This is a genomic window from Methylocapsa palsarum (genome assembly GCF_900114285.1).
In the GTDB taxonomy this organism is placed as follows: Bacteria; Pseudomonadota; Alphaproteobacteria; order Rhizobiales; family Beijerinckiaceae; genus Methylocapsa; species Methylocapsa palsarum.
This window is the reverse complement of record NZ_FOSN01000005.1, coordinates 171,804-186,171: the sequence shown is the minus strand read 5'-3', so window position 1 is coordinate 186,171 and position 14,368 is coordinate 171,804. Positions and strand designations below refer to the sequence as shown.

The following is a 14,368-nucleotide window of genomic DNA, read 5'->3' as shown; positions in this document are numbered from 1 at the left end:
CGCATTTCGCTCATCGCAACTGCCCGCTCCAGCGGCCAGGAGGCGTGGTATAGCCTCCGCGTCCGCGCTTCACAAGCAAAAGAATTAATGTTCCTCGTCGTCCTCCCGATCCCCGTCGATGAGGTCGACGACGTCGTCGCCGTCTTCCTCTTCCTCTTCGAGGAACGTGTCGTCCGCGACCTCGATTTCCACTTCGTCATCGACCGCGGCCACGATCTTGTCGTCTCCGGAATCGGCGTCTTCCAGCGAAACCAGTTCGGCCTCTGGCGCGGCCTCGCCATCATCATCGTCGGTGGCGGCGGCGCGGGCTGTACGGGACAGTGGAGCGGCGTGAAAAATCGTCCCGCATTTGGGGCAAGTAATCGGATTTTTATTGAGATCGAAAAATTTTGCGCCGCAATTCTGACACTGGTGTTTATTGCCGAGCTCTGGTTTCGCCACGAACCTACCTCTTGAAGGGGAGACGCGGCCATTTTGGGCCAAAGGCGGCGCTCCGGAACTTTGGGTCCGGTTAGTGCTGCAAAGCCCGCGTGTCAAATGGAAGTTGAACGAACCGCCGGTTTGATGACAGAGCGGGTCCGGCATGTTACGAGCGCTTGGAAATCCTCCGCAAACTCAACGAGCCCCGCTTGTCGTCAAGCAATTATACTTCCGGCGCGGCCGCCTCGTCAGCGGGGATGGGCCGCGATCCGAATCAGCTGAGCGCCGCTGCGGGCGCTCCTTTGCGCGGCCGCCTCAAACCCCCGGGCGACAAGTCCATTTCCCATCGCGCCTTGATCCTCGGCCTTCTCAGCGTGGGCGAAACCGCGATCGAGGGCCTTCTTGAGGGGGACGATATCCTGCATACGGCGGGAGCCTGCCGGGCGCTTGGCGCCACAGTCGCGCGGCAAGGCGAGGGGCGCTGGCGCGTCAAGGGCTGCGGAATAGGATCCCTGCTGGAGCCGCGCGAGACGCTCGACTTCGGCAATTCCGGCACCGGGATGCGGTTGATGATGGGGGTCGTCGGCGGCCACGCGCTGACCGCGCGATTCGATGGCGACGCTTCGCTGCGCAAGCGGCCGATGCGGCGCATCCTCGACCCGCTGATTCTGATGGGGGCCGAGGCTTTGTCGGAGGCTGCGGGCGGATGCTGTCCCGTCACCCTGAAGGGCTCCGGCGAACCCGCTCCGATCCACTATAGCCCGCCGGTCGCCTCCGCGCAGATCAAGTCGGCGGTCCTGCTCGCGGGACTGAATTCGCCCGGACGGACCATCGTCACCGAGACGGAGGCGAGCCGAGACCACACGGAAAAAATGCTGAAGCATTTCGGCGCGGCGATCGAGGTCGAGCCGCAGGGGGCGCATGGCCGCAAGATCATGCTGGAAGGGCGCCCCGACCTGCGTCCCGCGCCCGTGATCGTGCCTGCCGATCCCTCATCGGCGGCCTTCCCGCTGGTCGCCGCCACGATCGCGCCGGGGTCGGAGATCGTGATCGAGGCGATGATGATGAACCCCTTGCGCACGGGCCTGCTGACGACGCTGCTCGAAATGGGCGCCGATGTCGAAGTCCTCGATCGCCGGATCGAGGGCGGCGAGGAGGTCGGCGATCTTCGCGTTCGGGCCGCGGCCTTGCGCGGCGTCGACGTGCCTGCCGCGCGGGCGCCGTCGATGATCGACGAATACCCGATCCTCGCCGTCGCGGCCGCTTTCGCCTTTGGCGAGACGCGGATGCGGGGGCTTGGGGAATTGCGGGTCAAGGAATCAGACCGGCTCGCGGCGGTCGTGGCGGGCTTGCGCCAGGCGGGAGTCGAGACGGACATCATCGGCGACGATCTGATCGTCAACGGCTGCGGCGGGCAGGTCGAAGGCGGCGGTCTCGTGACGACGCATCTCGACCATCGGATCGCGATGAGCTTTCTTTGTCTGGGCCTCGCCTCGCGGCGACCCATGTCGATCGACGACGCGAGCATGATCGCAACGAGTTTTCCGGCGTTCAGGACCCAGATGGAGCGTCTGGGGGCGCGTTTTTCATGATCATCGCGCTCGATGGACCGGCCGCCTCGGGGAAGGGCACTCTCGCGCGTCGACTCGCCCGCCATATGGGTTTGCCGCATCTCGACTCCGGGCTTCTCTACCGCGCGACTGCGCAGGCTTTGATCGAGCAGGGCTGCGACCTTGCCGACAGCGCCGCGGCGGTGAAGGCGGCGCGGGGCCTCGCCTTGACCGATTTCGACGAAGCCGCGCTGCGCGGGCGAGACATGGCCGAGGCCGCCTCTGTCGTCGCGGCGATCCCGGAGGTTCGAACAGCTCTGATCGACCTCCAGCGCGGGTTCGCGGCCCGTCCCGGCGGAGCGGTTCTGGATGGCCGCGACATCGGGACGGTGATCTGTCCCGAGGCCTCGCCCAAGATTTTCGTCACGGCCAGCGTCGAGGCGCGCGCGATGCGCCGGGCGCTGGAGTTGAAGGGCCGCGGGGAGGCGGTCGATTACGCGTGCGTCCTGGAGGATATCCGCAAGCGCGATGAGCGCGACAGCAGCCGCGCCGTCGCGCCATTGAAGGTTGCGGCGGACGCTTTTGTGCTGGATACGACGAAACTCGATGTCGAGGCTGCGTTTGAAGCCGCGCTCGCCATTGTCAACTCCACTTTGGAAGACAAGAGAAACCTGGTCGCCCGGAGCGCCGGCTAGAGCATATTCCGATCGGATTGAATCAATCCCATCGACAAGACTATGCTCAAGCTTTTGACTCTGGAGCGCTATCGAAAGAACGGCGGCCTTCGGGCGGATCGATACGATGGCGGATCATTCGTCCCAGACAAACGTCCCGATCCCAACGCCGCCGCAAGGGTTGGCGGAGCGCAATGGTTCCGCGGCGGGCGGGAGTTTGATCTCCGAGCCAACGGAAACACGCCCGTCGCCTCCGCGAGGTGACGAATCCTGGGCGTGGATCGTCGCGGCGGCGCTGGTCTTTCATGGTTTGATCGGACTTTTTCTGGTGCTGGCCGACCGTGCGCCTGTCGAAAGCCCGTCGGTGAAGGAGATACCTGTCGAGGTCGTCGCAGCCGCGCCGGACCCCGCCAAAACGCCTCCTCCAGCGCCGCAGGAGCAAAAACAGCCGCCGGAGGCCGCCCAAGCCGAAAAAAATGCTCCGCAGAACGTCAAAAAGGCTGAGCCCGAGCCCGAATCCAAGACCGAGCCCAAGGCCGAATCCAGGCCCGCGCCTAATGAGAAACCGAAGCCGGCCGAGGAGCAAAAACGTCCTCCCGAACCAAAACCCAAACCAGCCCAGCGGGCGAAGACCGAATCTTCGGCTGCGGCCGGAAAAAGCGCCGCCCGCGATGCGGCGGCAGGCAAAGGCGCGGCTCAGGAGGAGAGCGAGCATTCCGCGCCGGGCGCCGCCAGGACCGCCCCCGCCGCTCAGCTTCCGTTCGACCTCGGACCGCCGATTTTTCACGCCGTCGCTGTGCCGATGCCGGTCGAAGGCGACGGTGAGTTGGTAAACTACAAGATTATCGTCTTTGGAATGCTCGAGCGGGTGAAGCATTTTCCCGACGCGGCGGCGGCGCGGGGGGCGCACGGCGCATCGGTCGTCGTCTTTTCACTCGATGATGCGGGCGGGGTGAAGAGCGTCTCGCTATTCCGGTCGAGCGGCGATCCCGATCTGGACGCCGAAAGCCTCGACGTCGTGACCCGCGCCGCGCCCTTTCCGGCCCCGCCGGCCGGCGCGCAACACGACTTCGCCGCGGAGATCACCTTCGGGATGCGGCCTTTGCCGGACCGCTGACGCCGGGGCCGATCCTGGCATTTGGCGTATCGGCGCAATTCGGGCGCGGTCCGATCCGGCCGCGCCCGAATATCCGTCAGATCAGGTCAAGTCGAACCGGTCGAGGTTCATCACCTTGTTCCATGCAGCCACGAAGTCGCGCACGAATGTCTGGCGCGAATCCTCGGCGGCATAGAATTCGGCGACAGCCCGCAGTTCGGAATTCGATCCGAAAATGAGGTCGACGGGGGTCGCCGTCCATTTGAGCTTGCCCGTCTCGCGGTCACGACCCTCATAGAGTCCCTCGGATTGGGTCGACTTCGTCCATTTCGTCGACATGTCCAGCAAGTTCACGAAGAAGTCGTTGGTCAGGCTTCCAGGCCGGCTTGTGAACACGCCATTGGGAGACTGTCCGGCGTTGGCGTTCAACGCCCGCATTCCGCCAACCAGCACGGTCATTTCGGGAACGGTCAGGTTGAGGAAGTTCGCCCGTTCGATGAGCATTTCCGTCGGCGAGAGACGGTTGTTCTTTCCGTAATAATTGCGGAAACCGTCCGCGGTCGGCTCGAGCGCCGCAAAGGACGCCGTATCCGTCTGCGCCTGGGAGGCGTCGGCGCGTCCCGGCGCGAAAGGCACCTGCACGTCGACGCCGGCCTGCTTGGCGGCTTGCTCGACGGCGGCGCCGCCGCCGAGCACGATGAGATCGGCGAGCGAAACCTGTTTGCCGCTCGATTGCGCGCTGTTGAAATCCTTCTGAACGCCTTCCAGCGTCTTCAGCACCTTCGCCAATTCATCCGGATTGTTGACCTGCCATCCCTTTTGCGGGTCGAGACGAAGGCGTCCGCCGTTGGCCCCGCCGCGTTTGTCGGTTTCGCGGAAGCTCGCGGCGGCCGCCCAGGCGGTTCTGATGAGTTCTGGGGCGGTCAATCCCGAGGTAAGGATTTTGGACTTCAGCTGTGCAACGTCCTGCGCGTTGATCACCGCATAATCGACGGCGGGAATCGGATCCTGCCACAGGAACACTTCCTTGGGCACTTCCGGGCCGAGATAGCGCGACCGCGGCCCCATATCGCGATCCGTCAGCTTGAACCACGCCTTCGCGAAAGCGATCTGAAACTGGTTAGGGTCCTTATGGAAACGCTCGGCGATCTGGCGGTAGCTCGGGTCAAACTTCAGCGCCAGGTCGGTCGTGAACATCACGGGCGGATGACGCTTCGAAGGATCCTGCGCGTCCGGCACAAGTCCCGCGGCGTTCGCGTCGCTGGGAACCCATTGTATCGCTCCCGCCGGGCTCTTGGTCTGCACCCATTCAAAGCCGAACAGATTGTCGAGATATTGCGTCGTCCAGGCGACGGGACTAGCGGACCACGCGCCTTCCAGCCCGCTGGTTATAGCGTCGTCGCCATGGCCTTTGCCGCATTTGTTCGCCCAGCCGAACCCTTGCTGTTCGATGGGCGCGGCCGCCGGTTCAGGACCAAGGCATTTTTCCGCGTCGTGAGCGCCGTGGGCCTTGCCGAAGGTATGACCGCCAGCGATCAGAGCCACCGTCTCTTCATCGTTCATCGCCATGCGGCCGAATGTTTCGCGGATGTCCTTGGCCGCCGCGATCGGATCAGGGTTGCCGTTCGGCCCCTGCGGATTCACATAGATGAGACCCATCTGGACCGCGCCAAGGGGACGCTGAAGCTCCCTGTTCCCGGTATAACGTTCATCGCCAAGAAACTTATGCTCGGGACCCCAATAAACCAGGTCGGGCTCCCAGTCGTCCTGACGTCCGCCGGCGAATCCGATCGTCTTGAAGCCCATGGATTCCAGAGCGACATTCCCCGTCAGGACCATCAGGTCGGCCCACGAAATCTTTCGGCCGTACTTCTGCTTGATCGGCCACAACAGCCGCCGTGCCTTGTCGAGGCTGGCATTGTCCGGCCAGCTGTTGAGCGGCTCGAACCTTTGTTGGCCGCCCGCGGCGCCGCCGCGTCCGTCAGCCACGCGGTAAGTGCCTGCGCTGTGCCAGGCCATTCGAATGAACAACGGCCCGTAATTCCCGAAATCGGCCGGCCACCACGGCTGCGACGTGGTCAACACCGCCGCGATATCCTTCTTGACGGCGGCGAGATCGAGCGTCTTGAAGGCTTCGGAATATTTGAAAGTGTCGCCCATGGGATTTGACGCAGCCGCATGCTGGCGAAGCGGCCTGAGGTCCAGATTGTCCGGCCACCAATCCTGATTTGACATCGGTTTTCCGTCAGCGCCGGCCGGGCGTGGCCCCAATGTCGGGGACGCCGCGGCCACCAAGATCGCCAGCACGGATATTGATTTTTTTATCATTGAAGTTCCTCCCTTGGGTCATTTCTGGGACGAGGGGACAGAGCTTATCGTGTTATGGCATGCCAAGTGAAGGGAGCATTGCGCGAGAAGGCGGGCGCCGCCGCTCCCCCATCGGCGTTTCGGCTTGTCCGGCGTGGCAAACCGGGTCAATATCACCCGGAACTAGACGACCCTCGGGAGGAAGAGGCTCTTCTGGCGCCTTTAGAGGCTCCGGCTCGGACATTGGTAGCCGCGTCGATCCTTAAGCTTGACGAAGCCGCCTCTTTGCCACGCTCAAACATTTGGCCACGCTCAAAAATTCGGCCACGCTCAAAAATTCGGCCACGCTCAAAAATTCGGCCACGCTCAAAAATTCGGCCACGCTCAAAAACTCGGCCACGCTCAAAATTTAAGACGCGCTCAAAAATAAGAGAAAGCATCATGAGCACACCTTCGACCACCCACAATGCGCCTGAGGCCGCGCGCCCCATGACCGGCGCCGAGAAGAAGGTGATTTTTGCGTCGTCCCTCGGCACTGTGTTCGAATGGTATGATTTTTATCTTTATGGCGCGCTCGCGAGCATTATCGGGGCGCAATTCTTCAGTCAGTTTCCCAAGCAAACCGCGGATATTTTCGCGCTGCTCGCCTTTGCGGCCGGGTTTCTCGTTCGGCCCTTCGGAGCGCTTCTGTTCGGGCGGCTCGGCGATCTGGTCGGAAGAAAATACACCTTCCTCGTCACCATTCTCATCATGGGTCTGTCGACCTTTCTTGTCGGCCTCCTGCCCAATTACAATTCGATTGGAATCGCCGCTCCAATTATCCTGATCGCCGCCCGTCTGCTTCAGGGTCTTGCGCTCGGCGGCGAATATGGCGGCGCGGCGACCTATGTCGCGGAACATGCGCCGCGCAGACGGCGGGGTTTTTACACGTCGTGGATTCAGACGACCGCGACGCTCGGACTGTTCCTGTCGCTCCTCGTGATATTGTTCACCCGGACCATATTCGGCGAGGCGAAATTCGCCGAATACGCCTGGCGCGTTCCCTTTCTGGTCTCGGTGGCGCTGCTCGGAATTTCACTGTGGATTCGTCTGCAACTGAACGAGTCTCCCGCCTTTCTCAAGATGAAGGACGAGGGTACGGGATCGAAGAAGCCGCTCAGTGAATCGTTTGGCAATTGGGCGAACGCCAAAATCGTTCTGCTCGCGCTGTTCGGCCTGACGATGGGGCAGGGCGTCGTCTGGTACGCCGGCCAATTCTATGCGCTGTTCTTCATGCAATCGATTTTGAAGGTCGATGGCTACACCGCGAACCTTCTCATCGCCTGGGCCTTGCTGCTCGGCACCGGGTTTTTCGTCGTATTCGGATGGCTGTCGGACAAGGTCGGACGCAAGCCGATCATCATGGCGGGCTGCCTGCTGGCGGCGCTGACCTATTTTCCGATCTTCAAGATGATCACGGCGAACGCCAATCCGGCGCTGCAGGCCGCCTTGAAAAACGTCAAGGTCACTGTGGTCGCAGATCCCGCTTCGTGCGGCAATCTCTTCAATCCGGTCGGCACGCGGGTGTTTACGTCGTCGTGCGACGTCGCCCGGGATTTTCTTGCAAGGAGCGCAGTCAGATATTCAAGGGCGAACGGGCCCGTCGGCAAGCCGGCGACGATCAGAATCGGAAGCGTCGAGATTCCATCCGTAGACACATCGAGCGCCGCCGATCCGAAGGCCGCCGCGGCGGAGTTCGGAAAGGCGGCCCTCGCGGCGCTGCAAGTCGCGGGCTATCCGAAAAGCACTGACCCCGGCATCGTCAAAATGGCCAATCCTCTCGACGTGTTACGTCCTCAGGTGGCGAAACTCATCGGTCTCCTGTTCGTCCTTGTTCTTTACGTAACCATGGTTTACGGGCCGATCGCGGCCGCACTCGTTGAGCTGTTTCCGACCCGTATCCGCTATACGTCGATGTCGCTTCCCTACCATATCGGCAACGGATGGTTTGGCGGCCTGCTGCCGGCGACCGCATTCGCCCTCGTGGCGCAAACCGGCGATATCTATTACGGGTTGTGGTATCCGATCATTTTCGCCTCGATCACGTTCGTCATCGGCGCCTTGTTCGTGCCGGAGACGAAGGACCGCGACATTTACGCCCAGGATTGAGTCGCCGGCGGAGGCTTGGTCCGGTCGCGCGCCCGATCCAGAATCGGCGCGGGCGGACGCCGGCTTTGTTCCTGCCAGGTTGGTTCCTCCAAGATTGGTTCCTCCTCCAAGATTGGTTCTGGTTCCTGGGTTCCCGCAGGGTTGATCAGCTTGCGGTTTCCTTTGCTCGCGCAGGTTCCTGGACTCGCGCAGGTTCCTGCAAGGGAACGAACACGTTCTCGGCCGTCCCGCTCATTTCGATGCAACGCCAGGTTGAGGGCCGGTGAGAAACGGAGTTCGGACCGCTGAACATTTCAAAGACGCCAACCGTCCGGAAATGCGCGATCTGACCATGCGTCACATTGACGAACGGCAGGAAGAAACCGAAGCGCTCTCCGCCTGTGTCGAAGCTCTGCATCAAGGCAAAAGACACGATCGTTCCAAGACCCGTGCTTTCAGACGAGATCTCGTTCGCGTTGAAGCTTTTCTGAAACGCCCCTGATTTGTAAATCAGCGCCGTAAAGGAAGGATTGCCGCCGATCGTGTAATCGACTTCCACGCCTAAGGCGCTCAAGATGAACTTGTTGGCCGTCAAGGGTCTCTCCCGTGTTGCTGCGATCTGGATCGTCGAAGCCGCTGAGAGGAGCCGGACTGGTTTGCGACTCGTCAAAGGCCGCCGCGGAGATCGCTCGAGCATATTCCGATCGGATTGAATCAATCCGATCGAGAAGAATATGCTCAAGCTTTTGACCCTGGAGCGATTTCTGATCGATCGCATGACTTCATGCGATCCGGAAAGCGCTCTGGTCTCCGCTAGCCTTCCAAGTCTGCTCGAAACGCTTCGGAGCCGCGTCATTCAAACAGATGACGGGCGAGCAACCAGATGATGACGGGGAGCCAAATCGACGACCGGCCTCGCCCTGGCGAAGCCGGTTGTCGCCTCAAAGTAAAAGAGGGGCGTTATTTTTCGGACCAGGGAATGATCGGCACGCTGCTGATGGCGTTCGCGGGGGAGCCGTTGATCAGCTTTGAGCTGATGGCCAGATACACCAGGGCGTTGTGCTTTCTGTCGACAAGTCGATAAATCCTGGTCGCCTTGAAAAAGATGCTGGTCTTTTCGGTAAACGCTTCGTCCTTGTCCCCAAGCGTCGAAAGATCGACCGTGATCGGGCCCGTCTGGCGGCACGCCACGGAGAAGTTGGACGGGTCTTCATTGAGGCCCAGAGGTTGGCCCCATCCACCTGCCCGCGCTTGTGAAATATGGCAGGTGACGCCCGAGACCTTCGGGTCTTCGAAGGCGGTGACGCACACTTTATCGTTCGGGGACAGCAAATTGAATGTCGTGCTGATGCATGTCAGTTCATCTCCGAGCGCAGAAGCCGGGATCGCCGCGGCGAGCGCAATGGCCGCAAGAAATAATTTCACTTTGGTCTCCATTTCCCGTCCTGTTGCGCTCGCAGGATCGATGCAAGGCGCCGGCCGATCTAAATTTATTTAACCGCAAGAGGCAATCCTCGACCTGAGCGTAAGTTCCCTCGCCAGTGCTGCGGGCGCGGCCGGCTTCGTTCGCGTCGGCCGATGGGGCAAAGCAGGGAGAGGCCAGCCCGGTTCGCTCTTGCCCGGCGAGTCTTGCCAAGCGAAGGGGAACCTTCGCGCCTCGGTAAGACAATTTGATGAAGCTGAAAATTTGACGAAGCTAAACGCGGGACGAATCACTGGTGAAACCGGCGATGCCGCGCGCGCGATGCAGGACCGGCTTTTTGGCCCTGAGACGGGCTATCGATCAGGCCGGTCCATGCAAGCGGGAAGCGTTACCGGCTTCCCGCTCGCCGGACGGTGTATCGACTCGCCGCTTTTGAGGGAGCATTGCCCTTCCCCCAAGACTTGACAACGCCACGAACAAAAGGGGCGACCGTGTCAATGCATCGACAGTGATATTATAGGGGCAAGGCAGGCGGAGAACTCTTAAGCTTTGCTTCTCTTTTTCTTATGTTTTTCTTAAGAACGAGGGCGCTCCCTCGGGGATCGCCCCCGGCGCGCCAAGGTCCATGCGTTTCACGTCCAAGCGTTTCACGTCCATCCGCTCAGGCCCGTGCGTTCAAGTCCGTGCGCTTGGTTTCGAGCAAAAAGGATCGCCTGCTCATTGGAGCGGAGAGGCGTATCTCTCAACGAGCGACGAACGCAGGGGGTCGGCCTCGTCAAACGTCGCGGCCAATGTCTGAATGATCGCGTCACAGCGGCGTCGGAAGACGACGGCCTTGTCGGTTTCCCCGACGCTTTCGTAAAATTCCGCGGCGGTTGCGCAGACGCGCCAGGCCGCGATCGGCATCTCGCCCACTTCGACGATGGCGATCGCCTTTGCAAGCTGACCCTTCGCCTGCTCCATATCTCCCTCGGCGACCGCGATCCTCGCCAATAGCCGATGGGACAAAGCCAGATAGGCGTTCTCCGGCGGTCGCGCGGCGGTTTCGGAAAGCTGCAACGCGTGCACCTTTGCGCGTGGCGTATCGCCCACCCCGAGCCAATATTCGGAAAGACTGTGGAAAAAGAACGGGTGGAACACCGATTCCATTGGAACGCCGTCCGTCTCGATTCTGCGCGTGATGGCCGTCAATTGATCGAAAGCGGCCGGATAGTCCCGCAAGCCGAGATGGATTTTTACCAGAATATTTCGGCCAAGGAAAAAATTGACCGGGTTTTCCTCCACCGCCAGATCAAGCGCTTCTTCGCAACGCTTCCTCGCGCCTTCGAAGTCGAGCGCTTCGGCATGCAGCCATGCGATCATCAGATGGCACATGCCGCTGACATGCTTGTTGGCGTTTCTTTCCGTCAAGGTCAGAGCGGCGGCGAGCCTCTGTTTCATTTCCCGCCATTCTCCAAGCTGAAGCAGGGAAAGGGCCAAAAACGTATTGTAAATGACGTAGAAGTAGACGTCGCCCCTGTCCTGCGCCAATTGCTGACACCGGTCCGCCGCGGCGAAACACTCCCGATAATTCGAGGTGATCAATTCGATGGTGCTCACGATGCCGCACCGCCTCATCTCCGTGCGCGGATCCTGCGACTGACCCATCATCTGCACCGCGACGCGACTTCGAGCCGCGTCTTCGTCGCGCCAACCCTTGAGATAAAGTCTTAAGCTCGACCAGTTCGCTTCAGCGAGGATCGTCAGCGTCTGGTCGCCCAATGTCCGGCTGAGGACAACGGCGCGTTCGGCGAGGTCGAGGCAGCGGCGCCGGTCGACCCAAACACAAAATCGGCTGAGATCCATCAGCGCCTTGACCTCGGCGAGCGGCTGATTGGCTTGCGCCGCGCAGGACGCGACGGCGGTGAGATCCTGGAGCGCGCCGCGAAGGTCGCCGGCCGAGCGCCGCGCCCAGCCGCGTTGCTGCAGCAGTTTCATCCGCAGCTCCAGGGGAGGCTCGCTCGACAGGCGCGAGACCAGGTCGAGGGCGCGAGTGACGTAAACGACGACTTCGCGGTTGCCGAAACGCTTGGCGGAGCTTTCGGCGGCCTCGCCTAGGTAGCGTATCGCCTTGGAGAAATCGCGGCCTTCCTCGAAATGAATCGCAAGAAGAGAGGCGACCTCCGCCGTCCTTGCGCCGTACCCGATCTCCAATCGCTCGCCAAGACGCCGATGCAGCCGGACCTTTTGTCCAGGCGCAAGTCGCTGCGAGAGCACCTCCTGAAAGAGCGCGTGCAGGAAAGAATAATGGCCGGCCACCGTGCCGTCAGGCCATTCGGCCACTCCGGCCTGGGCGATTACCTGGCCTTTCCTCGCGAGACGTTCAAAAACCTGCTCGACGTCCAGAGCGTCGCTCTCGAGCGCTCCCGCCACGAGGGCGGCGGAAAATTCCGCTCCCGCTGCGCTGGCCGCCTCGAGCGCCCGCTGCTCGACGGGGTCCAGTCGATCCAGCTGGCGCCCGATCATGGCCCGCAAATCGTGCGGAATACAGTCCTGGGAGACAAGTCCGTCGGGCGCGAGGCGCCATTTTCCATCGACTTCACGGATTTCCCCCTGGGCGACGAAATAGTCGACGAGAGAAACAACGAATAAGGGCTGTCCGCCGGTCCGCGCGTAAATTTGTTCGGCGACCGTTTCTCCCAAATTGACGTCGCCGAATCTCTGACCGAGATATTGTCTGACTTCCGCCAAGGACAGCTTTTCCAGCGCAAGTTCCGTGCAGCGCCCATGAATCTGGAGTTCTTGGTGAACAGTCAGGGCAGGGTGGCCGCCGACGACGACATCAACAGGACGATAGGTCGCAAGGACCAGGGCCGCCGACCGTTGCTGCCGTTGCGCGAACAGCGATAGGACGTCGAGGGTCGCGTAATCGCTCCAATGAAGGTCCTCGATAATGATGAGCCAGGGTCGTTCGAGGCTCAAGAATTCCACGAGTTCGCAGAACTCGCGAAGCATGCGCTCCCTGGTGGCTCCGAAAATCTCGTTCTGGAGGTCGGCGCGGTCATTTGGCTCGAGAAATCCGGTCAATTGAGCGAGCCACGTCGGGGCGATCAAGCGCAATGTCTTGACGAGGCCCGGACCTCCGGCGCCACGGCAGTGATCCTGCAACGCCTCGATCAGGGGCAGGAAGGCCTCGTCCGTGCCGAAGTGCTCGACGCACCGGCACCAAAGGAGAACGGGGCGGGCTTGAACCTTCCGCTCCACGAACATTTCGAGAAAAGTGGTTTTTCCGATCCCGGCCTCGCCCGTGATGAATGCGAGCTGGCGGTCGCCCGCCACGGCGAGTTCGAAATATTCGTCGAGGCGTTTGAGCGGACCGGCGCGTCCGACATGCCAGCGCGCGGGCGCGACAGTCTGGCGCAGCTGACGCTGAGGCTCAGGTTCGGGCTTTTCGTCGGCTTCCGCCTTCGGCTCGCCGCTGACAGGAGCGATAAAACGATACCCGCGTCGCGTCACCGTTTCAATGTAGCGCGGAGCCTTGGGGTCGTCGCCAAGGGCGATGCGCAAGGCGTTGATCGAAACGCTCAGGCTCTATTCCGTCACATGGAGATTAGGCCAGACCGCGTCAAGCAATTCGTCTTTGGTGACCAATTGGCCGTGGCGGCGCACGAGGCAGCAGAGAACATCGAAAGGCTTGGGCGGCAGCGAAATCCGATTGGCGCCTCGCCACAATAGGGCGTTCGCATGATCCAGACGGAATTCTCCGAAGGACAATGCCGTAGTTGCGTTCTCCATTTGCGTCCTCTGTTTCGATTTAATCGAAACTTAAGAAAAAATCAGCCCGCCCCTAAGGCGTTCCTAAAGACCCTGCGCACTTGAAGGATCAATGTGCTTTTCGAGGGGTCGCCGAATTCGGCGGCAAAGCCCCGTTCACGCCGTGTTTGTGCGCTTGCGCCCGACTTGTCCGCAAGAGTTTGTCCGGCGAGGAGATAAAGGGATGCAGATGATCTCGGCTCATACGCCAGTCTTTGCGATCGGTGACTCGCTCCGATCACATATGCACCAAGTCGACCAGTTGGGGAAGGTAATTGGATGTGCAGGATTTGCTGTGCTTCTGATCACATTGAATCGCCAAATCATATGCGCGAACGACGCGGCGGAGACCTTGCTCGCCGAAAATAATCTCCTACGCCAAAAACACGGTTGCCTTAACCTTGAGGACGCAATCGCCGCCAGAAAATTGCGCGCGCTTTTGGCGCCGGCCTCCAGTCCGCGCGGCGAAGGTTCGCCAAAGGGCTCCATCGTCCTGTATGATAAGTGCGGATACTCATCACTGATCATTCATGTGGTGCCGCTTGGGCGGAACGAGGAACATCGCAGTCATGATGAGGATGAGGCGGCCGCAGGCCTGTTCATCGTCGATTGCCGCCGCGGAACCACGGAACGCATTCGAGCTTTCGCTGATTTGTTCGCGTTGACGCCTGCCGAGGCGAAGGTTCTTGCGCAGTTGATCTCAGGAGACGGATTGAAGATTTCCGCTCATCGATTGAATATCGCCCAGTCGACGGCGCGGACGCATCTCGCCCACATCCTTGAAAAAACCGGCGTTCATCGTCAGGCCGAACTTGTCCGGGTTTTCTTCGAAACCACGATTCCCTGGGAAGAATACCGGTCCGCCACAGCACTCAGGCGAGCGCCGCTCGGAGCCGCGACGGCGCGGCGTAATGAAGAAAACGCCGGACCGCATTCGGATAGATTTCCTGCTACAGCGGCAGTTATGCTGTAGCTTCCA

11 protein-coding genes are annotated in these 14,368 nt (G+C 61.1%); 5 read left to right on the top strand and 6 right to left on the bottom strand.

The window, feature by feature from the left end; translation table 11 throughout:
- Positions 1-84 precede the first annotated feature (84 nt).
- On the bottom strand, positions 85-441 hold the full coding sequence (locus tag BM177_RS07790) for a TIGR02300 family protein (RefSeq protein ID WP_091680740.1): 357 nt from the start codon (positions 439-441) through the stop codon (positions 85-87).
- A gap of 236 nt (positions 442-677) precedes the next feature.
- On the opposite strand from BM177_RS07790, the gene aroA reads away from it, so the two are divergent.
- The 3 genes from aroA (at position 678) to BM177_RS20545 (ending at position 3,761) form a co-directional block, all read left to right on the top strand.
- The gene (aroA, locus tag BM177_RS07785) at positions 678-2,012 is read left to right on the top strand and encodes a 3-phosphoshikimate 1-carboxyvinyltransferase (protein WP_091680887.1); all 1,335 of its coding nucleotides are present in this window, start codon (positions 678-680) and stop codon (positions 2,010-2,012) included.
- The gene (gene cmk, locus BM177_RS07780) at positions 2,009-2,665 is read left to right on the top strand and encodes a (d)CMP kinase (RefSeq protein ID WP_091680738.1); all 657 of its coding nucleotides are present in this window, start codon (positions 2,009-2,011) and stop codon (positions 2,663-2,665) included. The genes aroA and cmk overlap by 4 nt, the downstream gene beginning before the upstream one ends.
- A gap of 106 nt (positions 2,666-2,771) precedes the next feature.
- Positions 2,772-3,761: an energy transducer TonB family protein gene (locus BM177_RS20545; RefSeq protein WP_091680735.1), complete on the top strand. Its 990-nt coding sequence runs from the start codon at positions 2,772-2,774 to the stop codon at positions 3,759-3,761.
- Between the two features lie 81 nt (positions 3,762-3,842).
- On the opposite strand, the gene katG is transcribed toward BM177_RS20545, so the two are convergent.
- On the bottom strand, positions 3,843-5,975 hold the full coding sequence (gene katG, locus BM177_RS07770; protein WP_280140537.1) for a catalase/peroxidase HPI: 2,133 nt from the start codon (positions 5,973-5,975) through the stop codon (positions 3,843-3,845).
- A gap of 513 nt (positions 5,976-6,488) precedes the next feature.
- On the opposite strand from katG, the gene BM177_RS07765 reads away from it, so the two are divergent.
- Positions 6,489-8,195, top strand: coding sequence for an MFS transporter (locus BM177_RS07765; protein ID WP_244532197.1), 1,707 nt, complete (start codon positions 6,489-6,491; stop codon positions 8,193-8,195).
- Between the two features lie 145 nt (positions 8,196-8,340).
- On the opposite strand, the gene BM177_RS07760 is transcribed toward BM177_RS07765, so the two are convergent.
- The 4 genes from BM177_RS07760 to BM177_RS07745 form a co-directional block, all read right to left on the bottom strand.
- Positions 8,341-8,769 (bottom strand): hypothetical protein, encoded by a 429-nt coding sequence (locus BM177_RS07760; RefSeq protein ID WP_139223551.1) that lies wholly within the window; start codon positions 8,767-8,769, stop codon positions 8,341-8,343.
- Between the two features lie 365 nt (positions 8,770-9,134).
- Entirely contained in the window at positions 9,135-9,599 is a 465-nt protein-coding gene (locus tag BM177_RS07755; RefSeq protein ID WP_244532196.1) for a CreA family protein, read from the bottom strand.
- A gap of 715 nt (positions 9,600-10,314) precedes the next feature.
- The gene (locus BM177_RS07750; RefSeq protein WP_175492529.1) at positions 10,315-13,143 is read right to left on the bottom strand and encodes an ATP-binding protein; all 2,829 of its coding nucleotides are present in this window, start codon (positions 13,141-13,143) and stop codon (positions 10,315-10,317) included.
- Between the two features lie 24 nt (positions 13,144-13,167).
- The gene (locus tag BM177_RS07745; RefSeq protein ID WP_091680722.1) at positions 13,168-13,371 is read right to left on the bottom strand and encodes a winged helix-turn-helix domain-containing protein; all 204 of its coding nucleotides are present in this window, start codon (positions 13,369-13,371) and stop codon (positions 13,168-13,170) included.
- Between the two features lie 202 nt (positions 13,372-13,573).
- On the opposite strand from BM177_RS07745, the gene BM177_RS07740 reads away from it, so the two are divergent.
- Positions 13,574-14,362: a helix-turn-helix transcriptional regulator gene (locus tag BM177_RS07740; protein ID WP_175492528.1), complete on the top strand. Its 789-nt coding sequence runs from the start codon at positions 13,574-13,576 to the stop codon at positions 14,360-14,362.
- Positions 14,363-14,368 lie beyond the last annotated feature (6 nt).